Origin of the sequence: Streptomyces sp. NBC_00104 (assembly GCF_045160825.1) — a bacterium.
In the GTDB taxonomy this organism is placed as follows: domain Bacteria; phylum Actinomycetota; class Actinomycetes; order Streptomycetales; family Streptomycetaceae; genus Streptomyces.
Window position 1 is genome coordinate 8,103,174 of record NZ_CP108215.1, and the last position, 24,941, is coordinate 8,128,114.

A 24,941-nucleotide genomic window follows, 5' to 3' on the forward strand; every position below is an offset into this window, starting at 1 on the left:
CCTCGGTAGTGGCCCCCGGGGGATTGCGAATCCCGAGGGCTTCGATCGAAGACCGGCCCGCACCAGACGGCGCGCTTCTCCGCCACCGTCCCCCCGCCACACGGGCGGGCCCAGGGACGAAAGACGAAAAGTATCGGAGAATTTGCTAGTGGAGAACGAGACCCACTACGCCGAGGCCGTCATCGACAACGGCTCCTTCGGCACCCGCACCATCCGCTTCGAGACGGGCCGCCTGGCCAAGCAGGCCGCCGGCTCCGCCGTGGCGTACCTGGACGACGACACCATGGTGCTGTCGGCCACCACCGCCTCCAAGAACCCCAAGGACCAGCTCGACTTCTTCCCCCTCACGGTGGACGTCGAGGAGCGGATGTACGCCGCCGGCAAGATCCCCGGCAGCTTCTTCCGGCGTGAGGGCCGTCCCTCCGAGGACGCCATCCTCACCTGCCGCCTCATCGACCGTCCGCTGCGCCCGTCCTTCAAGAAGGGCCTGCGCAACGAGATCCAGGTCGTCGCCACGATCATGGCGCTCAACCCCGACCACCTGTACGACGTCGTCGCGATCAACGCCGCGTCCGCGTCCACGCAGCTGGCCGGCCTGCCCTTCTCCGGCCCGATCGGCGGCGTCCGCGTCGCGCTGATCAACGGCCAGTGGGTGGCCTTCCCGACGCACACCGAGCTCGAGGACGCCGTCTTCGACATGGTCGTCGCGGGCCGCACGCTCGAGGACGGCGACGTCGCGATCATGATGGTCGAAGCCGAGGCCACCGAGAAGACCATCCAGCTGGTCGCGGGCGGCGCCGAGGCGCCGACCGAGGAGGTCGTCGCCGCCGGTCTGGACGCCGCGAAGCCCTTCATCAAGGTGCTCTGCAAGGCCCAGGCCGACCTCGCCTCGAAGGCCGCGAAGCCGACCGGCGAGTTCCCGGTCTTCCTCGACTACCAGGACGACGTCCTGGAGGCGCTCACCGCCGCCGTCAAGGACGAGCTGACCCAGGCGCTCACCATCGCGGGCAAGCAGGACCGCGAGGCCGAGCTGGACCGCGTCAAGGGTCTCGCCGCCGAGAAGCTGCTCCCGCAGTTCGAGGGCCGCGAGAAGGAGATCAGCGCGGCCTACCGCTCGCTGACCAAGTCCCTGGTCCGTGAGCGCGTCATCAAGGACAAGGTCCGCATCGACGGCCGCGGCGTCACGGACATCCGTACGCTCGCCGCCGAGGTCGAGGCCATCCCGCGCGTGCACGGCTCGGCGCTGTTCGAGCGTGGCGAGACCCAGATCCTGGGCGTCACCACCCTCAACATGCTCCGGATGGAGCAGCAGCTGGACACCCTCTCCCCGGTGACCCGCAAGCGCTACATGCACAACTACAACTTCCCGCCGTACTCCGTCGGCGAGACCGGCCGCGTCGGCTCCCCGAAGCGCCGCGAGATCGGCCACGGCGCCCTCGCCGAGCGCGCCATCGTGCCGGTCCTGCCGACGCGCGAGGAGTTCCCCTACGCGATCCGTCAGGTGTCCGAGGCCCTCGGCTCCAACGGCTCGACGTCCATGGGCTCGGTCTGCGCCTCCACCATGTCGCTGCTGAACGCCGGTGTGCCGCTGAAGGCCCCCGTCGCCGGTATCGCCATGGGCCTGATCTCCCAGGAGATCAAGGGCGAGACGCACTACGTCGCCCTCACCGACATCCTCGGTGCGGAGGACGCCTTCGGCGACATGGACTTCAAGGTCGCCGGCACCAAGGAGTTCGTGACCGCCCTCCAGCTCGACACCAAGCTGGACGGCATCCCGGCCTCCGTCCTGGCCGCCGCTCTCAAGCAGGCCCGTGACGCCCGCCTCCACATCCTCGACGTGATGATGGAAGCGATCGACACGCCGGACGAGATGTCCCCGAACGCCCCGCGGATCATCACCGTCAAGATCCCCGTGGACAAGATCGGTGAGGTCATCGGCCCGAAGGGCAAGATGATCAACCAGATCCAGGAGGACACCGGCGCCGAGATCACGATCGAGGACGACGGCACCATCTACATCGGTGCCCAGGTCGGCTCGCAGGCCGAGGCCGCCCGCGCCACGATCAACTCGATCGCCAACCCGACCATGCCGGAGGTCGGCGAGCGCTACCTGGGTACGGTCGTCAAGACCACCACCTTCGGTGCGTTCGTGTCGCTGCTCCCGGGCAAGGACGGTCTGCTGCACATCTCGCAGATCCGTAAGCTCGCCGGCGGCAAGCGCGTGGAGAACGTCGAGGACGTGGTCGCGGTCGGCGCCAAGGTCCAGGTCGAGATCGCCGAGATCGACTCCCGCGGCAAGCTCTCCCTCATCCCCGTGATCGAGGGCGAAGAAGGCTCCGAGGACAAGAAGGACGACGGCGACAAGTGACGTCCCGTAGCTCCAAGGCGACGGCCCGCACCTCCACGGAGGCGCGGGCCGTCGCCCGTACCCAAACCCTGATCAAGGGCATGAACGGCATCGGTACGGTCCGCAAGACCACCCTCCCGGGCGGCCTGCGCATCGTCACCGAGACCCTGCCGTCCGTGCGCTCCGCCACCTTCGGCATCTGGGCGCACGTCGGCTCCCGCGACGAGACGCCCGCGCTGAACGGCGCCACCCACTATCTGGAGCACCTGCTCTTCAAGGGCACGGAACGCCGCAGCGCGCTCGACATCTCGTCCGCGATCGACGCGGTCGGCGGCGAGATGAACGCGTTCACGGCGAAGGAGTACACGTGCTACTACGCACGGGTGCTCGACTCCGACCTGCCGCTGGCCATCGACACGGTCTGCGACATGCTCACCGGCTCGCTCATCCGCGAGGAGGACGTCGACGTCGAACGCGGCGCCATCCTCGAAGAGATCGCGATGACCGAGGACGACCCGGGCGACTGCGTGCACGACCTCTTCGCGCACACCATGTTCGGTGACACCCCCCTCGGCCGCCCGGTCCTCGGCACGGTCGACACGGTCAACGCCCTCTCCGCCGACCGCATCCGCCGCTTCTACAAGAAGCACTACGACCCGACCCACCTCGTGGTCGCCTGCGCGGGCAACATCGACCACACCAAGGTCGTACGACTGGTCCGCGCGGCCTTCGAGAAGGCGGGCGCCCTCACGCGCACGGACGCCACCCCGATCGACCCGCGCGACGGCCGCCGCAGCCTCCGTACGGCCGGCCGCGTCGAGCTCATCGGCCGCAAGACCGAGCAGGCCCATGTCGTCCTCGGCATGCCCGGCCTCGCCCGCACCGACGAGCGCCGCTGGGCTCTCGGCGTCCTCAACACCGCGCTCGGCGGCGGCATGTCCTCCCGCCTCTTCCAGGAGGTCCGGGAGAAGCGGGGCCTCGCCTACAGCGTGTACTCGTACACGTCCGGCTTCGCCGACTGCGGTCTCTTCGGCGTGTACGCCGGCTGCCGTCCGTCGCAGGTGCACGACGTGCTCAAGATCTGCCGCGACGAGCTCGACCAGGTCGCCGAGCACGGACTGCCGGACGACGAGATCGAGCGCGCCATCGGCCAGCTCCGCGGCTCCACGGTCCTCGGCCTGGAGGACACCGGCGCGATCATGAACCGCATCGGCAAGAGCGAGCTGTGCTGGGGCGAGCAGATGTCCGTCGACGAGATGCTGACCCGGATCGCCATGGTGACCCCGGACGAGATCCGTGCCGTGGCCCGCGAGATCCTGGGCCAGCGCCCCTCCCTGTCGGTCATCGGCCCGCTCAAGGACAAACAGGCGTCCCGTCTCCACGAAGCCGTCGCCTGACACCCCAGTTAAGGAACCAAGCAATGAGCAAGCTGCGCGTGGCGGTCCTCGGTGCCCGGGGCCGTATCGGCTCCGAGGCCGTACGGGCCGTCGAGGCCGCCGAGGACATGGAGCTGGTCGCCGCCCTGAGCCGGGGCGACAAGCTGGAGACGCTGGCCGAGACCGGCGCCCAGGTCGCCGTCGAACTGACCACCCCCGCCTCGGTCATGGACAACCTCGACTTCTGTGTCCGCCACGGCATCCACGCGGTCGTCGGGACCACGGGCTGGACCGACGACCGCCTCGCACAGCTCAAGGCCTGGCTGGACGGGTCCCCGGAGACCGGCGTGCTCATCGCGCCCAACTTCTCCATCGGGGCCGTCCTGACCATGAAGTTCGCGCAGATCGCGGCGCCCTACTTCGAGTCCGTCGAGGTCGTCGAGCTGCACCACCCGAACAAGGTCGACGCCCCCAGCGGCACCGCCACCCGTACCGCCCAGCTCATCGCCGAGGCCCGCCGCGCGGCCGGTACCGCCCCGGCGCCGGACGCCACCGCCACGGCTCTGGACGGCGCACGGGGCGCCGACGTCGACGGCATCCCCGTGCACGCCGTACGCCTCCGTGGTCTCCTCGCCCACCAGGAGGTCCTGCTCGGGGGCGAGGGCGAGACCCTGACGGTCCGTCATGACTCCCTCCACCACAGCAGCTTCATGCCGGGCATCCTGCTCGGCGCCCGCCGCGTGGTGACGACCCCGGGTCTCACCTTCGGCCTCGAACACTTCCTCGACCTGGGCTGATCGGGACGGGAAACGTCATGCGCGCGAAGCTCACCTACGCCGTCACGGCAGCCGTCCTGGTCGTCTACTTCGTCCTGGTCGGAAGCCGCGGGCTCCTGCTCATAGAGACCGGCACACCGGTCACGATCGCCTTCGGCGTCGCCGTGCTCGTCCTGCCGGGGATCGGCCTCTGGTTCCTCTGGAAGAACACCCAGTTCGTCCGCAAGGCCAACCAGCTCGCCGCCGAACTCGACGCCGAAGGGGGCCTCCCCGTCGACGAGTTGAAGCGCACCCCGAGCGGCCGCATCGACCGTGACTCGGCCGACGAGGTCTTCGCACGGCGCAAGACGGAGACCGAGGACGCCCCCGACGACTGGCGCACCTGGTTCCGCCTCGCCGTCGCCTACCACGACGCCCGCGACACGCCCCGGGCTCGCAAGGCCATGCAGCGGGCGATCGCCCTCCACGACGGCAAGCCGGCGCCGACCACCTGATGTGCCGCACCCGCAGAGGGGTGAGGGGCCGGTCCGCACCCACGGACCGGCCCCTCACCCCTCTGCGCGACTACGCGGCGCGCCCGTACTCCGCCGCCCACGCCTCGATCGTGTCCGCCGCCCGGTCGAAGGCCTCCGTACGCGCCAGGAAGTCGGCGTTGTGCGTGGTCATCAGCGGCGTCACGTACTCCTGCACGTGGTCCGTGCGGACGAGGAGCAGCGCCTGCCCCTGCACGGACCGCGGCAGCCCGAGCCACCGCACCGGCTGCTGCACGGTACGCACCGAGACGCTCGCCTCCCAGGACGCCGTACGCGTTCTGAAGAAGCCCACCTGACGCACTCCTCGCGCGCTCACCCAGATGCCGACCCGCAGCAGCCGCAGCGCGCAGCCGATGACCAGCAGTGCCGCGCCGAAGCAGATCGCGCCCGTCCGCGGTGTCTCGGCCACCGTGATGATGACCGCCGCGACCAGCACGTAGGAGGCGAGCAGCAGGAGCAGCGCGGCCGCGCCGACCCGCCACGGGCCGGGCCGGTAGGGGCGCCGCCAGCGGTCTCGGTCGTCGAACGGCAGCGCTTCGTCCGCCGCCTGGTCGAAGGCGCGGTCGGCGGTCAGGAAGGGCAGGGGCACGGCTGATCCTCACTCAATCCACGCACAGGTTTCGCCGGGTGAGGCTACCGAGCCGGGCCCCTCCCCACCACTCTCGGGGGTCCGACGGGGGCACAAGGGGGTGCAACCCGGGCCATCCGGGCTCCCTGTCGGTGCCGGGCCGTAGAGTGGGCGCCGCCCGAGAGCAGCAATGGGAAGGACCCTCCGAGCCGTGACCGACACCCCCGCCGACGACCTCAAACCCAGCTTCCGCAGCGATGTCACCGTCGAGTTGGTGAAGCACAGCGCGGCCGACTCGGACGTGCTGTGGGCCGCCCGCGTCTCCACCGCCGGCGAGCAGTCCCTGGAGGAGCTGACGAAGGACCCCGAGCGCTCCAAGGGCCTCATCAACTACCTCATGCGGGACCGGCACGGCAGCCCCTTCGAGCACAACTCGATGACCTTCTTCATCAGCGCCCCGATCTTCGTCTTCCGCGAGTTCATGCGCCACCGGGTCGGCTGGTCGTACAACGAGGAGTCCGGGAGGTACAGGGAGCTCCAGCCCCACTTCTACGTCCCCGACGAGGCCCGCAAGCTCGTCCAGGAGGGCCGTCCCGGCAAGTACGTCTTCGTGGAGGGCACGCAGGCGCAGCAGGAGCTCGTCGGGCGGGTCATGGAGGACTCGTACGTCCACGCGTACGAGGCGTACCAGGAGATGCTCGCCGCCGGTGTGGCCCGTGAGGTGGCCCGCGCGGTGCTCCCGGTCGGGCTCTTCTCCTCGATGTACGCCACCTGCAACGCCCGCTCGCTGATGCACTTCCTCGGTCTGCGCACCCAGCACGAGCTCGCGAAGGTGCCGTCCTTCCCACAGCGGGAGATCGAGATGGTCGGCGAGAAGATGGAGGCGGAGTGGTCCCGGCTCATGCCGCTCACGCACGCCGCGTTCAACCTGAACGGCCGGGTCGCGCCGTAGCGGACCGCCGACTTTCGGCCAGGCACAGATGTACGGGTCAGCCGAGCGAAGTGTCCGTATTGCGGCATTTCGCGAAGTTCATCTAGCCTGATCAAACGGACCCGGCACTGCTTGAACCCCCGAGCAGGCAGTGCCGGGCTCCGCATTTGTCCTGACTTTTCCCGCCCCCCGAGGGCAGACCGTGCCCTGAGCAGCGAGTAGCGTGTTACCCATGGCTCCGACCTCGACTCCGCAGACCCCCTTCGGGCGGGTCCTCACCGCCATGGTCACGCCCTTCACGGCGGACGGCGCACTCGACCTCGACGGCGCGCAGCGGCTCGCCACCCACCTGGTGGACGCAGGCAACGACGGCCTGGTCATCAACGGCACCACCGGCGAGTCCCCCACCACCAGTGACGCGGAGAAATCGGACCTGGTACGAGCCGTCCTCGAAGCCGTCGGCGACCGCGCCCACATCATCGCCGGCGTCGGCACGAACGACACCCACCACAGCACCGAGCTGGCCCGCGCCGCCGAGAAGGTCGGCGCCCATGGCCTCCTCGTCGTCACGCCGTACTACAACAAGCCTCCGCAGGAGGGCCTGTACCGGCACTTCAAGGCGATCGCCGACGCGGCCGACCTGCCGGTGATGCTCTACGACATCCCCGGCCGCAGTGGCGTCCCGATCGACACCGAGACGATCGTCCGGCTCGCCGAGCACCCGCGCATCGTCGCCAACAAGGACGCCAAGGGCGACCTCGGCCGTGCCAGCTGGGCCATCGCCCGCTCGGGCCTCGCCTGGTACTCCGGCGACGACATGCTGAACCTCCCGCTGCTCTCCGTGGGCGCGGTCGGTTTCGTCTCGGTCGTGGGCCATGTGGTCACTCCCGAGCTGCGCGCCCTCGTCGAGGCGTATGTCTCCGGTGACGTCCAGAAGGCCACCGAGATCCACCAGAAGCTGCTCCCGGTCTTCACCGGCATGTTCCGCACCCAGGGCGTGATGACCAGCAAGGCGGCGCTCGCCCTGCAGGGTCTGCCCGCCGGACCGCTGCGCGCCCCCATGGTGGAGCTTTCGCCCGAGGAGACGGCTCAGCTCAAGATCGATCTTGGTGCCGGCGGGGTACAGCTCTAACACCGGACTTCGCACGACGCGACACCCTGACTTCACAACTGAATAGGCAGGACGAAAGCGCCTGCGTCCACATCCACAACTGCTTTTGCACGAACGTCATGCGCGCCACGTGCCACAGAGGTACGTGGCGCGCGTGGTGAGGAGAGTCTTTTGAGTCATCCGCATCCTGAACTCGGCCCACCGCCGCCGCTCCCCGAAGGTGGCCTACGGGTCACCCCGCTGGGCGGTCTCGGCGAGATCGGCCGGAACATGACCGTCTTCGAGTACGGCGGCCGTCTGCTGATCGTCGACTGCGGGGTGCTCTTCCCCGAGGAGGAGCAGCCCGGAATCGACCTGATCCTGCCGGACTTCTCGTCCGTCAGGGACCGCCTCGACGACATCGAGGGCATCGTCCTCACGCACGGTCACGAGGACCACATCGGCGCGGTCCCGTACCTGCTGCGCGAGAAGCCCGACATCCCGCTGATCGGCTCCAAGCTGACCCTCGCCCTCATCGAGGCCAAGCTCCAGGAGCACCGCATCCGCCCGTACACCCTCGAGGTGGTCGAGGGGAACCGCGAGCGGATCGGCCCGTTCGACTGCGAGTTCGTCGCGGTCAACCACTCCATCCCCGACGCCCTCGCCGTGGCCATCCGCACCCCCGCGGGCATGGTGGTCCACACGGGCGACTTCAAGATGGACCAGCTCCCGCTGGACAACCGCCTGACGGATCTACACGCGTTCGCACGGCTGAGCGAGGAGGGAATCGATCTCCTCCTCTCCGACTCCACGAACGCCGAGGTTCCTGGCTTCGTTCCGCCCGAGCGCGACATCTCCAACGTCCTGCGCCAGGTCTTCGCGGGCGCCAGCAAGCGGATCATCGTGGCCAGCTTCGCCAGCCACATCCACCGCATCCAGCAGATCCTCGACGCCGCCCACGAGTACGGCCGCCGGGTCGCCTTCGTCGGCCGCTCGATGGTCCGGAACATGGGCATCGCCAGGGACCTCGGCTATCTGAAGGTCCCACCGGGCCTGGTCGTGGACGTCAAGACACTCGACGATCTGCCGCAGCACGAGATCGTCCTCGTGTGCACCGGATCGCAGGGCGAACCGATGGCCGCCCTGTCCCGCATGGCCAACCGGGACCACCAGATCCGCATCGTCCAGGGCGACACGGTGATCCTGGCCTCGTCCCTGATCCCCGGGAACGAGAACGCCGTCTACCGCGTCATCAACGGCCTGACCCGCTGGGGCGCCAACGTCGTCCACAAGGGCAACGCCAAGGTGCACGTCTCCGGACACGCCTCGGCCGGTGAGCTGCTGTACTTCTACAACATCTGCCGCCCGAAGAACCTGATGCCGGTGCACGGCGAATGGCGCCACCTGCGCGCCAACGCCGAACTGGGCGCTCTGACAGGCGTACCGCACGACCGCATCGTCATCGCCGAGGACGGCGTGGTCGTCGACCTCATCGAGGGCAAGGCCAAGATCTCCGGCAAGGTCCAGGCCGGTTACGTGTACGTCGACGGCCTCTCGGTCGGTCTCGGCGAGCCGGCCCTGAAGGACCGGAGGATCCTGGGCGACGAGGGCATCATCTCGGTGTTCGTCGTCGTGGACTCCTCCACCGGCAAGATCACCGGCGGCCCGCACATCCAGGCCCGCGGCTCCGGTATCGAGGACTCCGCCTTCGGCGAGGTCGTCCCGCGCATCACCGAGGTCCTGGAGCGTTCGGCGCAGGACGGGGTCGTCGAGCCCCACCAACTGCAACAACTCATCCGGCGCACCCTCGGCAAGTGGGTCTCCGACACCTACCGGCGCAGGCCGATGATCCTGCCTGTGGTGGTTGAGGTCTGACCCACCGTCAGTGCCCGTACGGGAGCGGGGCTCCTCGATTTGCATCGGGGCGCCCCGCTCCAGTACGTTTACGGCTCCGCCCAGGGGGGAACCCGACGCAACTGTGCGTCAGGAGCCACCCGGACCGGGCGGAAATTCCGACTCAGAACCTCTGATAAAGTCGGAGTCGCCGGAAAGGGAAACGCGGAAGCGTAAACCTGGAAAGCGCCGAGGAAATCGGATCGGAAAACGATCTGATAGAGTCGGAAACGCAAGACCGAAGGGAAACTGCCCGGAGGAAAGCCCGAGAGTAGCTTGGGTGAGTACAAAGGAAGCGTCCGTTCCTTGAGAACTCAACAGCGTGCCAAAAATCAACGCCAGATATGTTGATACCCCGTTCCCGGCCGGTTATCGGTTGGGGCGAGGTTCCTTTGAAGTAAAACACAGCGAGGACGCTGTGAACCATCGGATCATTCCTCCGGTGGTTCCGCTCTCGTGGTGTCGACCCGATTACGGGTAAACATTCACGGAGAGTTTGATCCTGGCTCAGGACGAACGCTGGCGGCGTGCTTAACACATGCAAGTCGAACGATGAACCACTTCGGTGGGGATTAGTGGCGAACGGGTGAGTAACACGTGGGCAATCTGCCCTTCACTCTGGGACAAGCCCTGGAAACGGGGTCTAATACCGGATACAACACTCTCGGGCATCCGATGAGTGTGGAAAGCTCCGGCGGTGAAGGATGAGCCCGCGGCCTATCAGCTTGTTGGTGAGGTAACGGCTCACCAAGGCGACGACGGGTAGCCGGCCTGAGAGGGCGACCGGCCACACTGGGACTGAGACACGGCCCAGACTCCTACGGGAGGCAGCAGTGGGGAATATTGCACAATGGGCGAAAGCCTGATGCAGCGACGCCGCGTGAGGGATGACGGCCTTCGGGTTGTAAACCTCTTTCAGCAGGGAAGAAGCGAAAGTGACGGTACCTGCAGAAGAAGCGCCGGCTAACTACGTGCCAGCAGCCGCGGTAATACGTAGGGCGCGAGCGTTGTCCGGAATTATTGGGCGTAAAGAGCTCGTAGGCGGTCTGTCGCGTCGGATGTGAAAGCCCGGGGCTTAACCCCGGGTCTGCATTCGATACGGGCAGACTAGAGTGTGGTAGGGGAGATCGGAATTCCTGGTGTAGCGGTGAAATGCGCAGATATCAGGAGGAACACCGGTGGCGAAGGCGGATCTCTGGGCCATTACTGACGCTGAGGAGCGAAAGCGTGGGGAGCGAACAGGATTAGATACCCTGGTAGTCCACGCCGTAAACGGTGGGAACTAGGTGTTGGCGACATTCCACGTCGTCGGTGCCGCAGCTAACGCATTAAGTTCCCCGCCTGGGGAGTACGGCCGCAAGGCTAAAACTCAAAGGAATTGACGGGGGCCCGCACAAGCAGCGGAGCATGTGGCTTAATTCGACGCAACGCGAAGAACCTTACCAAGGCTTGACATACACCGGAAACGGCCAGAGATGGTCGCCCCCTTGTGGTCGGTGTACAGGTGGTGCATGGCTGTCGTCAGCTCGTGTCGTGAGATGTTGGGTTAAGTCCCGCAACGAGCGCAACCCTTGTTCTGTGTTGCCAGCATGCCCTTCGGGGTGATGGGGACTCACAGGAGACTGCCGGGGTCAACTCGGAGGAAGGTGGGGACGACGTCAAGTCATCATGCCCCTTATGTCTTGGGCTGCACACGTGCTACAATGGCAGGTACAATGAGCTGCGAAGCCGTGAGGCGGAGCGAATCTCAAAAAGCCTGTCTCAGTTCGGATTGGGGTCTGCAACTCGACCCCATGAAGTCGGAGTTGCTAGTAATCGCAGATCAGCATTGCTGCGGTGAATACGTTCCCGGGCCTTGTACACACCGCCCGTCACGTCACGAAAGTCGGTAACACCCGAAGCCGGTGGCCCAACCCCTTGTGGGAGGGAGCTGTCGAAGGTGGGACTGGCGATTGGGACGAAGTCGTAACAAGGTAGCCGTACCGGAAGGTGCGGCTGGATCACCTCCTTTCTAAGGAGCACTTCTTATCCGGCTTTGCCGGATCAGAGGCCAGGACATCAGCGAACGACTGATGCTGGTTGCTCAAGGGTGGAACGTTGATTATTCGACCGGTTCACGGGTCGGAGGCTGTGAGTACTGTCCGTAAGGGCGTGGAAAGCATGATCTCCGGACGTCGATCGGGTCGGGCACGCTGTTGGGTGTCTGAGGGTATGGCCGTTCAGGTCGCCTTCAGTGCCGGCCCCAGTGCACTCGGACTTCTGGTCCGGGGTGATGGGTGGTTGGTCGTTGTTTGAGAACTGCACAGTGGACGCGAGCATCTGTGGCCAAGTTTTTAAGGGCGCACGGTGGATGCCTTGGCACCAGGAACCGATGAAGGACGTGGGAGGCCACGATAGGCCCCGGGGAGTCGTCAACCAGGCTTTGATCCGGGGGTGTCCGAATGGGGAAACCCGGCAGTCGTCATGGGCTGTCACCCTTGCCTGAACACATAGGGCAAGTGGAGGGAACGCGGGGAAGTGAAACATCTCAGTACCCGCAGGAAGAGAAAACAACCGTGATTCCGGGAGTAGTGGCGAGCGAAACCGGATGAGGCCAAACCGTATGCGTGTGAGACCCGGCAGGGGTTGCGTATACGGGGTTGTGGGATCTCTCTTGATCAGTCTGCCGGCTGGTCGGCGAGTCAGAAACCGTATGGGTAGGCGAAGGACATGCGAAAGGTCCGGCGTAGAGGGTAAGACCCCCGTAGCTGAAATCTGTACGGCTCGTTTGAGAGACACCCAAGTAGCACGGGGCCCGAGAAATCCCGTGTGAATCTGGCGGGACCACCCGCTAAGCCTAAATATTCCCTGGTGACCGATAGCGGATAGTACCGTGAGGGAATGGTGAAAAGTACCGCGGGAGCGGAGTGAAATAGTACCTGAAACCGTGTGCCTACAAGCCGTGGGAGCGTCGCGTATCGAGCTTTGCTCGGTGCGTCGTGACTGCGTGCCTTTTGAAGAATGAGCCTGCGAGTTTGCGGTGTGTTGCGAGGTTAACCCGGGTGGGGTAGCCGTAGCGAAAGCGAGTCCGAACAGGGCGACTTTAGTAGCACGCTCAAGACCCGAAGCGGAGTGATCTAGCCATGGGCAGGTTGAAGCGGAGGTAAGACTTCGTGGAGGACCGAACCCACCAGGGTTGAAAACCTGGGGGATGACCTGTGGTTAGGGGTGAAAGGCCAATCAAACTCCGTGATAGCTGGTTCTCCCCGAAATGCATTTAGGTGCAGCGTCGTGTGTTTCTTGCCGGAGGTAGAGCACTGGATAGGCGATGGGCCCTACCGGGTTACTGACCTTAGCCAAACTCCGAATGCCGGTAAGTGAGAGCGCGGCAGTGAGACTGTGGGGGATAAGCTCCATGGTCGAGAGGGAAACAGCCCAGAGCATCGACTAAGGCCCCTAAGCGTACGCTAAGTGGGAAAGGATGTGGAGTCGCACAGACAACCAGGAGGTTGGCTTAGAAGCAGCCACCCTTGAAAGAGTGCGTAATAGCTCACTGGTCTAGTGATTCCGCGCCGACAATGTAGCGGGGCTCAAGCGTACCGCCGAAGTCGTGTCATTCATACAATAGGGCCAACGCCTGTATGGATGGGTAGGGGAGCGTCGTGTGCCGGGTGAAGCAGCCGCGGAAGCGAGTTGTGGACGGTTCACGAGTGAGAATGCAGGCATGAGTAGCGATACACACGTGAGAAACGTGTGCGCCGATTGACCAAGGGTTCCTGGGTCAAGCTGATCTGCCCAGGGTAAGTCGGGACCTAAGGCGAGGCCGACAGGCGTAGTCGATGGATAACCGGTTGATATTCCGGTACCCGCTGTGAAGCGTCAAACATTGAACCAGGCGATGCTAAGTCCGTGAAGCCGTCCCGGACCCTTCGGGGAAAGGGAAGTGGTGGAGCCGACGGACCAGACTTGCAGTAGGTGAGTGATGGGGTGACGCAGGAAGGTAGTCCATCCCGGGCGGTGGTTGTCCCGGGGTAAGGGTGTAGGACGTCAGGTAGGTAAATCCGCCTGGCAATAGTCTGAGACCTGATGCCGAGCCGATTGTGGTGAAGTGGATGATCCTATGCTGTCGAGAAAAGCCTCTAGCGAGTTTCATGGCGGCCCGTACCCTAAACCGACTCAGGTGGTCTGGTAGAGAATACCGAGGCGTTCGGGTGAACTATGGTTAAGGAACTCGGCAAAATGCCCCCGTAACTTCGGGAGAAGGGGGGCCATCACTGGTGAGAGGACGTGCTCCTCGAGCTGGGGGTGGCCGCAGAGACCAGCGAGAAGCGACTGTTTACTAAAAACACAGGTCCGTGCGAAGCCGTAAGGCGATGTATACGGACTGACGCCTGCCCGGTGCTGGAACGTTAAGGGGACCGGTTAGTCACTCTTCGGGGTGGCGAAGCTGAGAACTTAAGCGCCAGTAAACGGCGGTGGTAACTATAACCATCCTAAGGTAGCGAAATTCCTTGTCGGGTAAGTTCCGACCTGCACGAATGGCGTAACGACTTCTCGACTGTCTCAACCATAGGCCCGGTGAAATTGCACTACGAGTAAAGATGCTCGTTTCGCGCAGCAGGACGGAAAGACCCCGGGACCTTTACTACAGTTTGATATTGGTGTTCGGTTCGGCTTGTGTAGGATAGCTGGGAGACTGTGAACTCTGGACGCCAGTTCAGGGGGAGTCGTCGTTGAAATACCAGTCTGGTCGTGCTGGATGTCTAACCTGGGTCCGTGATCCGGATCAGGGACAGTGTCTGATGGGTAGTTTAACTGGGGCGGTTGCCTCCCAAAGGGTAACGGAGGCGCCCAAAGGTTCCCTCAGCCTGGTTGGCAATCAGGTGTTGAGTGTAAGTGCACAAGGGAGCTTGACTGTGAGACCGACGGGTCGAGCAGGGACGAAAGTCGGGACTAGTGATCCGGCGGTGGCTTGTGGAAGCGCCGTCGCTCAACGGATAAAAGGTACCCCGGGGATAACAGGCTGATCTTCCCCAAGAGTCCATATCGACGGGATGGTTTGGCACCTCGATGTCGGCTCGTCGCATCCTGGGGCTGGAGTCGGTCCCAAGGGTTGGGCTGTTCGCCCATTAAAGCGGTACGCGAGCTGGGTTTAGAACGTCGTGAGACAGTTCGGTCCCTATCCGCTGCGCGCGCAGGAATATTGAGAAGGGCTGTCCCTAGTACGAGAGGACCGGGACGGACGAACCTCTGGTGTGCCAGTTGTTCTGCCAAGGGCATGGCTGGTTGGCTACGTTCGGGAGGGATAACCGCTGAAAGCATCTAAGCGGGAAGCCTGCTTCGAGATGAGTATTCCCACCCACTTGATGGGGTAAGGCTCCCAGTAGACGACTGGGTTGATAGGCCAGATATGGAAGCCCGGTAACGGGTGGAGTTGACTGGTACTAATAGGCCGAGGGCTTGTCCTCAGTTGCTCGCGTCCACTGTGTTGGTTCTGAAACCACGAACAACCCCATTCCCTTGTTTGGTCACGGGGGATGGTGCGGTTGAGTGTTTCATAGTGTTTCGGTGGTCATAGCGTGAGGGAAACGCCCGGTTACATTCCGAACCCGGAAGCTAAGCCTTACAGCGCCGATGGTACTGCAGGGGGGACCCTGTGGGAGAGTAGGACGCCGCCGAACAAATATTGAAAGAGCTGGTCCCCGAATTTCGGTTCGGGGACCAGCTCTTTTTTGTTGGGCGTCACTTGGAGTTCACGTTGCGCGACCAGGATCCGCAGCATGGGTACCGTTGGAATGCTCAGGGCCGCGGGTGTCGGGGCCGGTGACGAGGTCGTCGTGCCGGCGTTCGGGAACCCGGAGGTAGCTCACGCGGTGAGCCTCGCAGGGGCTGTGCCGGTGTTCGCTGACATAGATCCGGTGACGTACTGCCTGGATCCCTCGGCTGTCGAGGCCGCCGTGACGTCGCGGACGGTGGCTGCGGTCGTCGTCCACCGCTTCGGTCGGTCCGCCGACATCGCGGCGCTGCGTCAAGTCGGGCAACGGCATGGGCTGTTGGTACTGGAACAGGGAGAGTCGGAGACGCCCTACAGCGAGCTGGGGGTGCGTCGGCAGCGCGCCGCGTATCTCAGCGCGAAGCTGAAGGGCGTAGGGACACCCGAGGGGTGTGACAAGCACACCTTTCAGCAGTACGTCGTGCGGGTGCCCGGGAACGGGCGCCCCGACCGGGATGCCTTCGCGCGGGCCGTGCGGGCCAGGGGAGTCGAGTGCAGCGTGCCGGTGAAGACGCCGGTGCACCGGATGCCCGGGTTCCGCCGGGACGTGTGTCTGCCGGAGACCGAGCGGGCTGCCGACGAGACGCTGGCGCTGCCCATCGGCGGCGAGATGTCGCGGCGGGAACTGCAGCGGCTGGTGTCCGCCTGCAACGCGCTCGGTGGGCTGCTGCAGCCGGCTTTCTAGTTCTGGTGCTCGGGACAACTCGGGGGCGCGTGGGCCTGGTCAGTGCGCCGGGTGGTTCTGAACAGCCGCCGATTCGAGGTATGATCTATCTCGTTGCCGCGAGGGAAACCTCGAACAGGTGACAGGCCCCTATAGCTCAGTCGGTAGAGCGTCTCCATGGTAAGGAGAAGGTCAACGGTTCGATTCCGTTTGGGGGCTCAGCCAAAAGGCCCCGCCCACCTGGGCGGGGCCTTTGTCGTGTCCGGAGTCAGTCCGATTGGAGGCCCGGGACGCGCATCGCCAGAATGGCCATGTCGTCGGAGGGGGCGTCGGAGGCGAAGCGTTCGACGGCGCGCATGACGCGGGCCGCGACCGCGCCCGCCGTGAGGCCCGTGCAGGTGGTGAGGACCTCGGTCAGGCCGTCGTCGCCCAACATGCGGGTGCCCTCACGGCGTTCGGTGACGCCGTCCGTGACGCAGAGGAGGACGTCGCCGGGGTCGAGGGTGACCGTCTGCTCGTACAGCTCCAGGTCCTCCATGACGCCGAGCAGTGGCTGCGGTTCGGCGGCCGGCTCGACCGTGCCGTCCTGGCGGAGGCGCAGCGGGAGCGGGTGGCCGGCGCAGACGACCTTCAGTACGGCGCTGCCGTCCTCCTGGGGCCACAACTCGCCGTACAGCAGGGTCAGGAAGCGGCTGCGGGTGCCCTCGTCGATGATCGCGGAGTTGAGGCGCTCCAGGACCGCGGGCCCGCCGTAGCCCTCGCGGGCCAGCAGGCGCAGGGCGTGGCGGGCCAGGCCGGTGACCGCGGCGGCCTCCGGGCCGGTGCCGCAGACGTCGCCGATGGCGAAGCCGTACACGCCGTCGCGGATGGGGAACAGGTCGTAGAAGTCGCCGCCGACCTCGTTGCCCTCGCCGGCCGCTCGGTAGATGACGTCGACCTCGACGCCGTCGATCTGGGGGAGCTCGGGCGGCAGGAGGCTGCGCTGGAGGGACTGGCTGATGGCCACGCGCTCCGAGTACAGGCGGGCGTTGTCCAGGGCGAGGGCGGCTCGCCGGGAGAGGTCCTCCGCCAACTCCAGGATCTCCTGGCGGAAGTGCTCGTCCGTGGGCTTGCCGAGGGTCAGCATGCCGATGACGCGGTTGCGGGCCACGAGCGGGAGTACGACGGTCTCGCCGCCCACCGCCGAGGCCGTCGCCAGAGTCGTGCCGATGCCCGAGCTGACCGTGGCGGGCTCGCCCAGGCCCAGGCTGCGCATGGACGTGCGCAGGGCCGCCTGGTGGGCCGCTTCCGCAGGGGCCGTCCAGATGCGGGCGCCCGGCGTGGGGATGGGCTCCGGCGGGCGGATCTTGGAGAGGAGGGCCTTGAGGCCGTCGATGAGGTCCTCGTCCTCGTGCAGGACGTAACCCAGGTACGGGTCCGACGCCTGGTCGGCGATCGTGTAGACCGCGCACCAGGTGGCGAGGGTCGGGATCGTCATCTGGGCCATGAGCGCCAGGGTCTGGTCGCGGTCCAGGGTGCCCGCCAGGAGGTCGGAGGCCTCCACCAGGAAGCTCAACGAGCCGCGGCGCAGGCGCTCCAGCTCGCCGAGGCGGGCGGACTCGACGGCCAGGGCGATGCGGTCGGCGGCGAACTGGAGACGCAGGGCCTCCTCGTTGGAGTACCGGCCCTGCGCCTCCGCGGCGACGCCCAGGGAGCCCGTGAGGCGGCCCTCGACCTTGAGGGGGACCGTGACGACCGAACGCATGCCCGTGCCGTTGAGGAGGGGGACGGCGCCGGGGACGGCCGTGAGGTCGTCGTGGACGGCCGGCATGCGGGCCGAGCCGTAGCGGCCGGGGCCGGCCTCCACGGGGACGCGGGCGAAGCGCTGGCGGGCCGAGGGAAGGCCCGTGGAGGCCCGTACCTCCAGCTCGGTCTCGTCGTCGGTGGCGAGGAGGAGGAAGGCGGAGTCGCCGTCGAGCATGTCGCGGGCGCGCTCGACCGTGCGCTGGAGGAGGCCGTCGAGGTCGTCCGGGGCGGGGGAGCCGATGAAGACCTCGAAGGGGTCCGTGGCCTGGCCCTCGCCGGACCCGGAGCCGTCGCCGGAGGACATGCGGATCGGGGTCTGGAGGACGGCGCGCTCGTGGTCCCGTACGAGAAGACAGACCGTGGAGGGGTCTCCGTCCGCGTCGCGGACCCGGAGGTGGGAGGCGTAGACCGGCGTCACCCGGCCGCTGGCGCCGCGGATGCCGTAACTGCCCTCCCAGCGGGAGAGTTGGAGGGCCTCGGCGACGCCGGTGCTGGTGCCGGGGGTGTGCGGCCAGGCGGCGAGGTCGGTGAGGGGCTTGCCGATGACCTGGTCGGGGGCGTAGCCGAAAAGCTCCCCGGCGTCCTCGTTCCAGGCGCTGATCGCGCCCGTGCGGTCGATCTGGACGACGGCGACACGGACCCTGCCGTCGGCGAGCGGGAGCAGCTCGGCGGGGAGGGACGGGCCGGCCGAGCGGGTGCCCACCGGGCGGTCGGGGAGGTCGAGTTGGAACCAGACCTGCTTGTGCGTGGGCGTGTACTCGACGCCCCAGCGGGAGGCCATCGCCGCGCACAGTTGGAGGCCGCGGCCGCCCTCGCGGTCCGGACTGCCCATGTTGATGTGGTTGCCCTGGAGGGGGATCTCGCGTTCGGGGTATCTGTCGGCGACCTCGATGCGTACGCCGTCGTCGGCGCGCAGACACAGGACATCGGCGGAGGTGCCCGCGTGGACGACCGCGTTGGTGACGAGTTCGCTGGTGAGGACCACCGCGTCGTCGACGATGTCGGCGAAGCCCCAGCCCTGGAGGGTGTCGCGGACGAACGAGCGGGCGGTCGCGACGGACCGTGAGAGGGCAGCGAAGCTGGCGGCCGCGCGCGCGGTGATCACAGAACTCCTTGTCCGGTTCTCGACGTGCTGGGATCCTGGGACGGCCTCCTGCCGTGGCAGAGGCTGGTTCTCCGTCGGCCTGGGGTCCTGGGGGGTCTCCCCGGGATGCAGTCCGGTGGTCATGGTGAGGCCGCCCCTCCGATGCCTGCCCGCCGTGCTCGTGCGCCACCGCCCAGGCCGGGTCGGGACCGGCATGGCTGGACAGCCGCATGCAAGGTTACTTACCTTCGCCGTCCATGCGGATGCCGGTCGTCTGTGTTTCCGTCCGGAGGTGTGCGGACCGTGTGCGAAGCTGCCGAACTGTTATGGCCTGGTTCAGCCATGGTGAAACACTGGGCAGGCTTCCAGGAGAAGGTCGGGCAATTCCGAGTACCTTCCCAGTGCGCCGGGGAGTGGCACCTGGCCCGCTGAGCAGAAGTATCCGAGTACCAAGTGGTACGAGTGGTACGAGCAGTGTGAGCAGTACGAAGCGTTCGAATATGACGAAGTACGTCTAGCGGGAACGGTCGACCCTTGCGGGAGGGACACAGTGGAGTCTGGCGCAGCGACGCGGGGCACTAAAGCGCGCGCGAAAGGCGGACAGTCCCTGAGTGACCAGCGCACATCACGCAAACCGCGCAATGGGACCACGACCGTGGACACGGCTGCCCTGAACCGGCTGCTCACGGCGTTGGAGGCGATGCGGGACGGTAACTTCCGCAAGCGGCTGACCGTCTCGGGTGACGGTGTGATGTCCGAGATCTCGGCGGTCTTCAACGAGGTGGCGGACCGGAATCTCCATCTGACCGGCGAGCTGTCGCGGGTGCGGCGTGTGGTGGGGCGTGAGGGCAAGCTCACCGAGCGGCTGGAGACGGGTGCCGCCGAGGGGTCCTGGGCGACGGCGATCGACGCGTCGAACGCGCTGGTCGACGACCTCGTACGGCCGGTCTCCGAGGTCAGCCGGGTGTTGTCGGCCGTGGCGGACGGTGATCTGTCGCCGCGCATGGAGCTGCGGACGCAGGCGCCGGACGGGACCGGGCATCCGCTGCGCGGGGAGTTCCTGAAGGTCGGACGTACGGTGAACAACCTGGTCGACCAGCTGTCCACGTTCACCGACGAGGTCACCCGGGTGGCCAGCGAGGTGGGCACCGAGGGCAAGCTGGGCGGGCAGGCCAAGGTGCGCGGCATGTCCGGTTCGTGGAAGGACCTGACGGAGTCCGTCAACACGATGGCGTACCGGCTCACCGCGCAGGTGAGGGACATCGCGCTGGTGACGACGGCGGTCGCGAAGGGTGATCTGTCCCGGAAGGTCACGGTTCATGTGGCCGGTGAGATGCTGGAGCTGAAGGAGACCGTCAACACGATGGTCGACCAGCTCTCCGCGTTCTCTTCCGAGGTGACGCGAGTCGCCCGAGAGGTGGGTACCGAGGGTCAGCTCGGCGGGCAGGCCGAGGTGCCGGGCGTGGCCGGGGTGTGGAAGGAACTCACCGATTCGGTGAACACCATGGCCGGCAACCTCACCCTCCAGATGCGCGGCATCGCTCAGGTCACCACCGCGGTCGCCAACGGTGATCTGTCGCAGAAGGTGACCGTCCCGGCGCGCGGTGAGGTCGCCAAACTGGCCGAGACGATCAACCAGATGACCGAGACGCTGCGGATCTTCGCCGACGAGGTCACGCGCGTGGCCAACGAGGTGGGTGCCGAGGGTCGGCTGGGCGGTCAGGCGCAGGTGCCGGGCGCGGCGGGGACATGGAAGGACCTCACCGATTCCGTGAACACCGTCTTCCGGAACCTGACCATCCAGGTGCGGGACATCGCGGCGGTGACGACGGCCGTGGCCAACGGCGATCTCTCGCAGAAGGTCACCGTCGATGTCGCGGGCGAGATGCTCGAACTGAAGAACACCGTCAACGGGATGGTCGACCAGCTCTCCTACTTCGGTGCCGAGGTCACACGGGTGGCCAACGAGGTCGGTGCCGAGGGCCGGCTGGGCGGTCAGGCGCAGGTGCCGGGCGCGGCGGGGACGTGGAAGGACCTGACGGACTCCGTCAACACCGCGTTCCGGAATCTCACCGGACAGGTGAGGAACATCGCGGCGGTGACGACGGCCGTGGCCAACGGCGATCTCTCGCAGAAGGTCACCGTCGATGTCGCGGGCGAGATGCTCGAACTGAAGAACACCGTGAACACGATGGTGGACCAGCTGTCGTCGTTCGCCGACCAGGTGACGCGGATGGCCCGGGACGTGGGTACGGAGGGCCGCCTCGGCGGTCAGGCCCGCGTCGACGGCGTGTCCGGTACGTGGAAGGAACTCACCGACTCCGTCAACTCGATGGCCGGCAACCTCACCTCGCAGGTGCGGAACATCGCGCAGGTGACGACGGCCGTGGCGCGCGGCGACCTCTCCCAGAAGATCGACGTGGACGCGCGCGGCGAGATCCTGGAGCTGAAGAACACCATCAACACGATGGTCGACCAGCTGTCGTCCTTCGCGGACCAGGTGACCCGGGTGGCCCGGGACGTGGGTACGGAGGGCCGCCTCGGCGGTCAGGCGCAGGTGCCCGGCGTCGCCGGTGTGTGGCGCGACCTCACCGAGTCCGTGAACGGCATGGCCGGCAACCTGACCGGTCAGGTCCGCAACATCGCGCAGGTCGCCACGGCGGTGGCCCGGGGCGACCTCTCCCAGAAGATCACCGTGGACGCGCGCGGCGAGATCCTGGAGCTGAAGAACACGCTGAACACGATGGTGGACCAGCTGTCGTCGTTCGCGGAGGAGGTCACCAGGGTCGCCCGCGAGGTGGGTACGGAGGGCCAGCTCGGCGGTCAGGCCGAGGTGCAGGGCGTCTCCGGCACCTGGAAGGACCTCACGCAGTCGGTGAACTTCATGGCGAACAACCTGACCATCCAGGTGCGTCAGATCGCCGAGGTCACGACCGCGGTCGCCAAGGGCGACCTGTCGAAGAAGATCACCGTCGACGCGAAGGGCGAGATCCTCGAACTCGTCACCACCGTCAACACGATGGTGGACCAGCTGTCGTCCTTCGCCGAGCAGGTGACCCGGGTGGCCCGCGAGGTGGGCACCGAGGGCATCCTCGGCGGCCAAGCGCACGTGCCGGGCGTCACCGGCATCTGGAAGGACCTCAGCGGCAATGTGAACCTGATGGCCAAGAACCTGACCATGCAGGTGCGGAACATCTCCCAGGTCGCGGCGGCCGTCGCGAACGGCGACCTGACCCGTACGGTGACGATCGAGGCGGCGGGTGAGGTCGCGCAGCTCGCCGACACCTTCAACAGCATGGTGAAGACGCTGAGTTCGTTCGCCGACCAGGTCACCAAGGTGGCCCGTGAGGTGGGCACGGATGGCATCCTGGGCGGCCAGGCGCACGTACCGGGTGTGGCGGGTACGTGGAAGGACCTCACCGAGTCCGTGAACTCGATGGCGTCCAACCTCACCGGCCAGGTCCGCAACATCGCGATGGTCACGACCGCCATCGCCAAGGGCGACCTGACCAAGAAGATCGACATCGACGCGCGCGGCGAGATCCTGGAGCTGAAGACCACCATCAACACGATGGTCGACCAGCTGTCCTCCTTCGCCGAGGAGGTCACCCGGGTGGCCCGCGAGGTGGGCACCGAGGGACAGCTGGGCGGTCTGGCGCGCGTCCGGGACGTCGACGGCACCTGGCGGGACCTCACCGAGTCGGTGAACGAGATGGCCGGGAACCTGACGCGGCAGGTCCGTGCCATCGCGCGCGTGGCCACCGCGGTGACCCGGGGCGACCTGAACCTCAAGATCGACGTCGACGCGTCCGGCGAGATCAAGGAGCTGCAGGACTACATCAACAAGATGATCGCCAACCTGCGCGACACCACGATCGCCAACCAGGAGCAGGACTGGCTCAAGGGCAACCTCGCCCGGATCTCCGCCCTGATGCAGGGCCGCCGGGACCTCGACGACGTGGCCTCGCTGATCATGAGTGAGCTGACGCCGGTGGTCTCCGCGCAGCACGGCGCGTTCTTCCTCGCGTTGCCGTTCCTCGACGGCAAGGACCTGGCCCCGGACAACGACGACCAGTACGAGCTGCGCATGCTCGGCTCGTACGGCTACTCCATGGGCTCCATGCCGACGTCGTTCCGGCCCGGTGAGGCGCTGGTCGGGACGGCCGCGAAGGAGAAGCGCACGATCCTGGTGGAGAACGCGCCGAGCGGCTATCTGAAGATCTCCTCCGGGCTCGGCGAGGCGCCGCCCGCGCAGGTCATCGTGTTGCCGGTGCTCTTCGAGGGGACCGTGCTCGGTGTCATCGAACTGGCGTCGTTCAACTCGTTCACACAGATCCAGAAGGACTTCCTGAACCAGATCGCGGAGATGATCGCGACGAGCGTCAACACCATCTCCGTCAACACCAAGACCGAGGTGCTGCTGAAGCAGTCGCAGGAGCTGACCGAGCAACTGCGCGAGCGGTCCGACGAGTTGGAGAACCGGCAGAAGGCACTCCAGGCGTCCAACGCCGAACTGGAGGAGAAGGCCGAGCTGCTGGCCCGGCAGAACCGCGACATCGAGGTCAAGAACACCGAGATCGAGGAGGCGCGGCAGGTCCTGGAGGAGCGTGCCGAGCAGCTCGCGGTGTCCATGCGCTACAAGAGCGAGTTCCTCGCGAACATGTCGCACGAGCTGCGCACCCCGCTCAACTCGCTGCTGATCCTCGCCAAACTGCTCGCCGACAACGCCGAGTCGAACCTGACGCCCAAGCAGGTCGAGTTCGCCGAGACGATCCACGGGGCGGGCTCCGACCTGCTCCAGCTGATCAACGACATCCTGGACCTGTCGAAGGTCGAGGCGGGCAAGATGGACGTCTCGCCGACCCGTATCGCCCTCGTCCAGCTCGTGGACTACGTGGAGGCCACCTTCCGGCCGCTGACCGCGGAGAAGGGCCTGGACTTCTCCGTACGCGTCTCGCCGGAGCTGCCCGCCACGCTGCACACGGACGAACAGCGGCTGCTGCAGGTGCTGCGGAACCTGCTGTCCAACGCGGTGAAGTTCACCGACTCCGGGGCCGTGGAGCTGGTCATCCGGCCGGCCGGCGCGGATGTGCCGGTGGCCATCAGGGAGCAGTTGCTGGAGGCGGGCTCGCTGCGGGACGCGGACGCCGGCATGATCGCGTTCTCGGTGACGGACACGGGCATCGGGATCGCGGCCAGCAAGATGCGGGTCATCTTCGAGGCGTTCAAGCAGGCGGACGGCACCACGAGCCGCAAGTACGGCGGTACGGGCCTGGGGTTGTCCATCTCGCGGGAGATCGCCCGGCTGCTGGGCGGCGAGATCCACGCGCAGAGCGAGCCCGGACGCGGCTCCACCTTCACCCTGTATCTGCCGCTGCACCCGAGTGAACTGCCCCCGCAGGGCTACGCGCACAACACGCCCGCCGCGCTGGAGGCCGGGGAGCTGCTGGCCTCCGAGAACGAGCTGGCCGAGCGCACCGAGACGCCGGCCGAGGTGAAGTCGTACCGCGAGACCCAGAACGGGGCCGCCGCGCTCTTCAGGCGGCGCCGCAGGTCCGTGCCCGCCCCGCACCACGGCCAGGGCAACGGTCAGGCGCAGGAGCACTGGGCGCAGCAGGCCGTGCAGGAGGCGGCGTCGCAGGCGCGCCGGACGGTCCGCTTCGACGGCGAGAAGGTCCTCATCGTCGACGACGACATCCGTAACGTCTTCGCGCTCACCAGCGTCCTGGAGCAGCACGGCCTGTCCGTGCTGTACGCCGAGAACGGCCGTGAGGGCATCGAGGTCCTGGAACAGCACGACGACGTGACGGTCGTTCTGATGGACATCATGATGCCCGAGATGGACGGCTACGCGACGACCACGGCGATCCGCCGGATGCCCCAGTTCGCCGGACTGCCGATCATCGCGCTGACGGCCAAGGCGATGAAGGGCGACCGGGAGAAGGCGATCGACTCGGGAGCCTCCGACTATGTGACCAAGCCGGTGGATCCGGATCATCTGCTGTCGGTCATGCAGCAATGGATGCGGAGTGAGTGACGCGGAGCGCGGTCGGTGGTCACAACCCGTTGAGCGGTGCACGGAGTTGCTGACTGAGTGTGGCCGAGGCCGTGTAGAAACGCGGGATTCGGGGAACCTTCTGGT

11 protein-coding genes, 1 tRNA gene and 3 rRNA genes are annotated in these 24,941 nt (G+C 66.4%); 13 read left to right on the forward strand and 2 right to left on the reverse strand.

Features of this window, described 5'->3' with window-relative positions; translation table 11 throughout:
- Window positions 1-148: 148 nt before the first annotated feature.
- The 4 genes from OG272_RS35655 to OG272_RS35670 are packed head-to-tail and all read left to right on the forward strand — an operon-like array spanning window position 149 to window position 4,993.
- Window positions 149-2,368 (forward strand): polyribonucleotide nucleotidyltransferase, encoded by a 2,220-nt coding sequence (locus OG272_RS35655; RefSeq protein ID WP_327727571.1) that lies wholly within the window; start codon window positions 149-151, stop codon window positions 2,366-2,368.
- Window positions 2,365-3,744, forward strand: a complete 1,380-nt coding sequence (locus tag OG272_RS35660) for a pitrilysin family protein (RefSeq protein ID WP_327727570.1) — start codon at window positions 2,365-2,367, stop codon at window positions 3,742-3,744. The genes OG272_RS35655 and OG272_RS35660 overlap by 4 nt, the downstream gene beginning before the upstream one ends.
- A 23-nt stretch (window positions 3,745-3,767) precedes the next feature.
- Window positions 3,768-4,520: a 4-hydroxy-tetrahydrodipicolinate reductase gene (dapB, locus tag OG272_RS35665; RefSeq protein WP_328224147.1), complete on the forward strand. Its 753-nt coding sequence runs from the start codon at window positions 3,768-3,770 to the stop codon at window positions 4,518-4,520.
- Between the two features lie 17 nt (window positions 4,521-4,537).
- Window positions 4,538-4,993 (forward strand): hypothetical protein, encoded by a 456-nt coding sequence (locus OG272_RS35670; RefSeq protein WP_327727568.1) that lies wholly within the window; start codon window positions 4,538-4,540, stop codon window positions 4,991-4,993.
- A 70-nt stretch (window positions 4,994-5,063) separates the two neighbouring features.
- Here the strand turns inward: OG272_RS35670 and OG272_RS35675 are convergent, their stop codons facing one another.
- Window positions 5,064-5,621: a hypothetical protein gene (locus tag OG272_RS35675; protein WP_326576443.1), complete on the reverse strand. Its 558-nt coding sequence runs from the start codon at window positions 5,619-5,621 to the stop codon at window positions 5,064-5,066.
- Window positions 5,622-5,811: 190 nt separating this feature from the next.
- Here OG272_RS35675 and thyX point away from each other — a divergent pair, with 190 nt between their 5' ends.
- The 8 genes from thyX to OG272_RS35715 all read left to right on the forward strand — a co-directional run bounded on the left by thyX (window position 5,812) and on the right by OG272_RS35715 (window position 16,149).
- Window positions 5,812-6,552, forward strand: a complete 741-nt coding sequence (gene thyX, locus OG272_RS35680) for an FAD-dependent thymidylate synthase (RefSeq protein WP_326576441.1) — start codon at window positions 5,812-5,814, stop codon at window positions 6,550-6,552.
- A 211-nt stretch (window positions 6,553-6,763) separates the two neighbouring features.
- Window positions 6,764-7,663 carry a 4-hydroxy-tetrahydrodipicolinate synthase gene (dapA, locus tag OG272_RS35685; protein WP_326576439.1) on the forward strand — a complete coding sequence of 300 codons (900 nt, stop codon included), beginning with the start codon at window positions 6,764-6,766 and terminating at the stop codon, window positions 7,661-7,663.
- A gap of 150 nt (window positions 7,664-7,813) precedes the next feature.
- Entirely contained in the window at window positions 7,814-9,496 is a 1,683-nt protein-coding gene (locus OG272_RS35690) for a ribonuclease J (protein WP_326576437.1), read from the forward strand.
- 502 nt (window positions 9,497-9,998) lie between these two features.
- A 16S ribosomal RNA gene (locus tag OG272_RS35695) occupies window positions 9,999-11,525 on the forward strand.
- A gap of 312 nt (window positions 11,526-11,837) precedes the next feature.
- Window positions 11,838-14,961 (forward strand): 23S ribosomal RNA (locus OG272_RS35700).
- 96 nt (window positions 14,962-15,057) lie between these two features.
- Window positions 15,058-15,174: ribosomal RNA gene (rrf, locus tag OG272_RS35705) — 5S ribosomal RNA — on the forward strand.
- The 16S, 23S and 5S rRNA genes sit together here, the layout of an rRNA operon.
- Before the next feature lie 114 nt (window positions 15,175-15,288).
- Window positions 15,289-15,951: a DegT/DnrJ/EryC1/StrS family aminotransferase gene (locus OG272_RS35710; protein WP_326585593.1), complete on the forward strand. Its 663-nt coding sequence runs from the start codon at window positions 15,289-15,291 to the stop codon at window positions 15,949-15,951.
- Window positions 15,952-16,076: 125 nt separating this feature from the next.
- Window positions 16,077-16,149, forward strand: a tRNA-Thr gene (locus tag OG272_RS35715).
- 49 nt (window positions 16,150-16,198) lie between these two features.
- Here OG272_RS35715 and OG272_RS35720 read toward each other — a convergent pair.
- Window positions 16,199-18,943, reverse strand: coding sequence for a SpoIIE family protein phosphatase (locus OG272_RS35720; protein ID WP_327727567.1), 2,745 nt, complete (start codon window positions 18,941-18,943; stop codon window positions 16,199-16,201).
- 406 nt (window positions 18,944-19,349) lie between these two features.
- Here OG272_RS35720 and OG272_RS35725 point away from each other — a divergent pair, with 406 nt between their 5' ends.
- Window positions 19,350-24,836, forward strand: a complete 5,487-nt coding sequence (locus tag OG272_RS35725; RefSeq protein ID WP_327727566.1) for a HAMP domain-containing protein — start codon at window positions 19,350-19,352, stop codon at window positions 24,834-24,836.
- Window positions 24,837-24,941 lie beyond the last annotated feature (105 nt).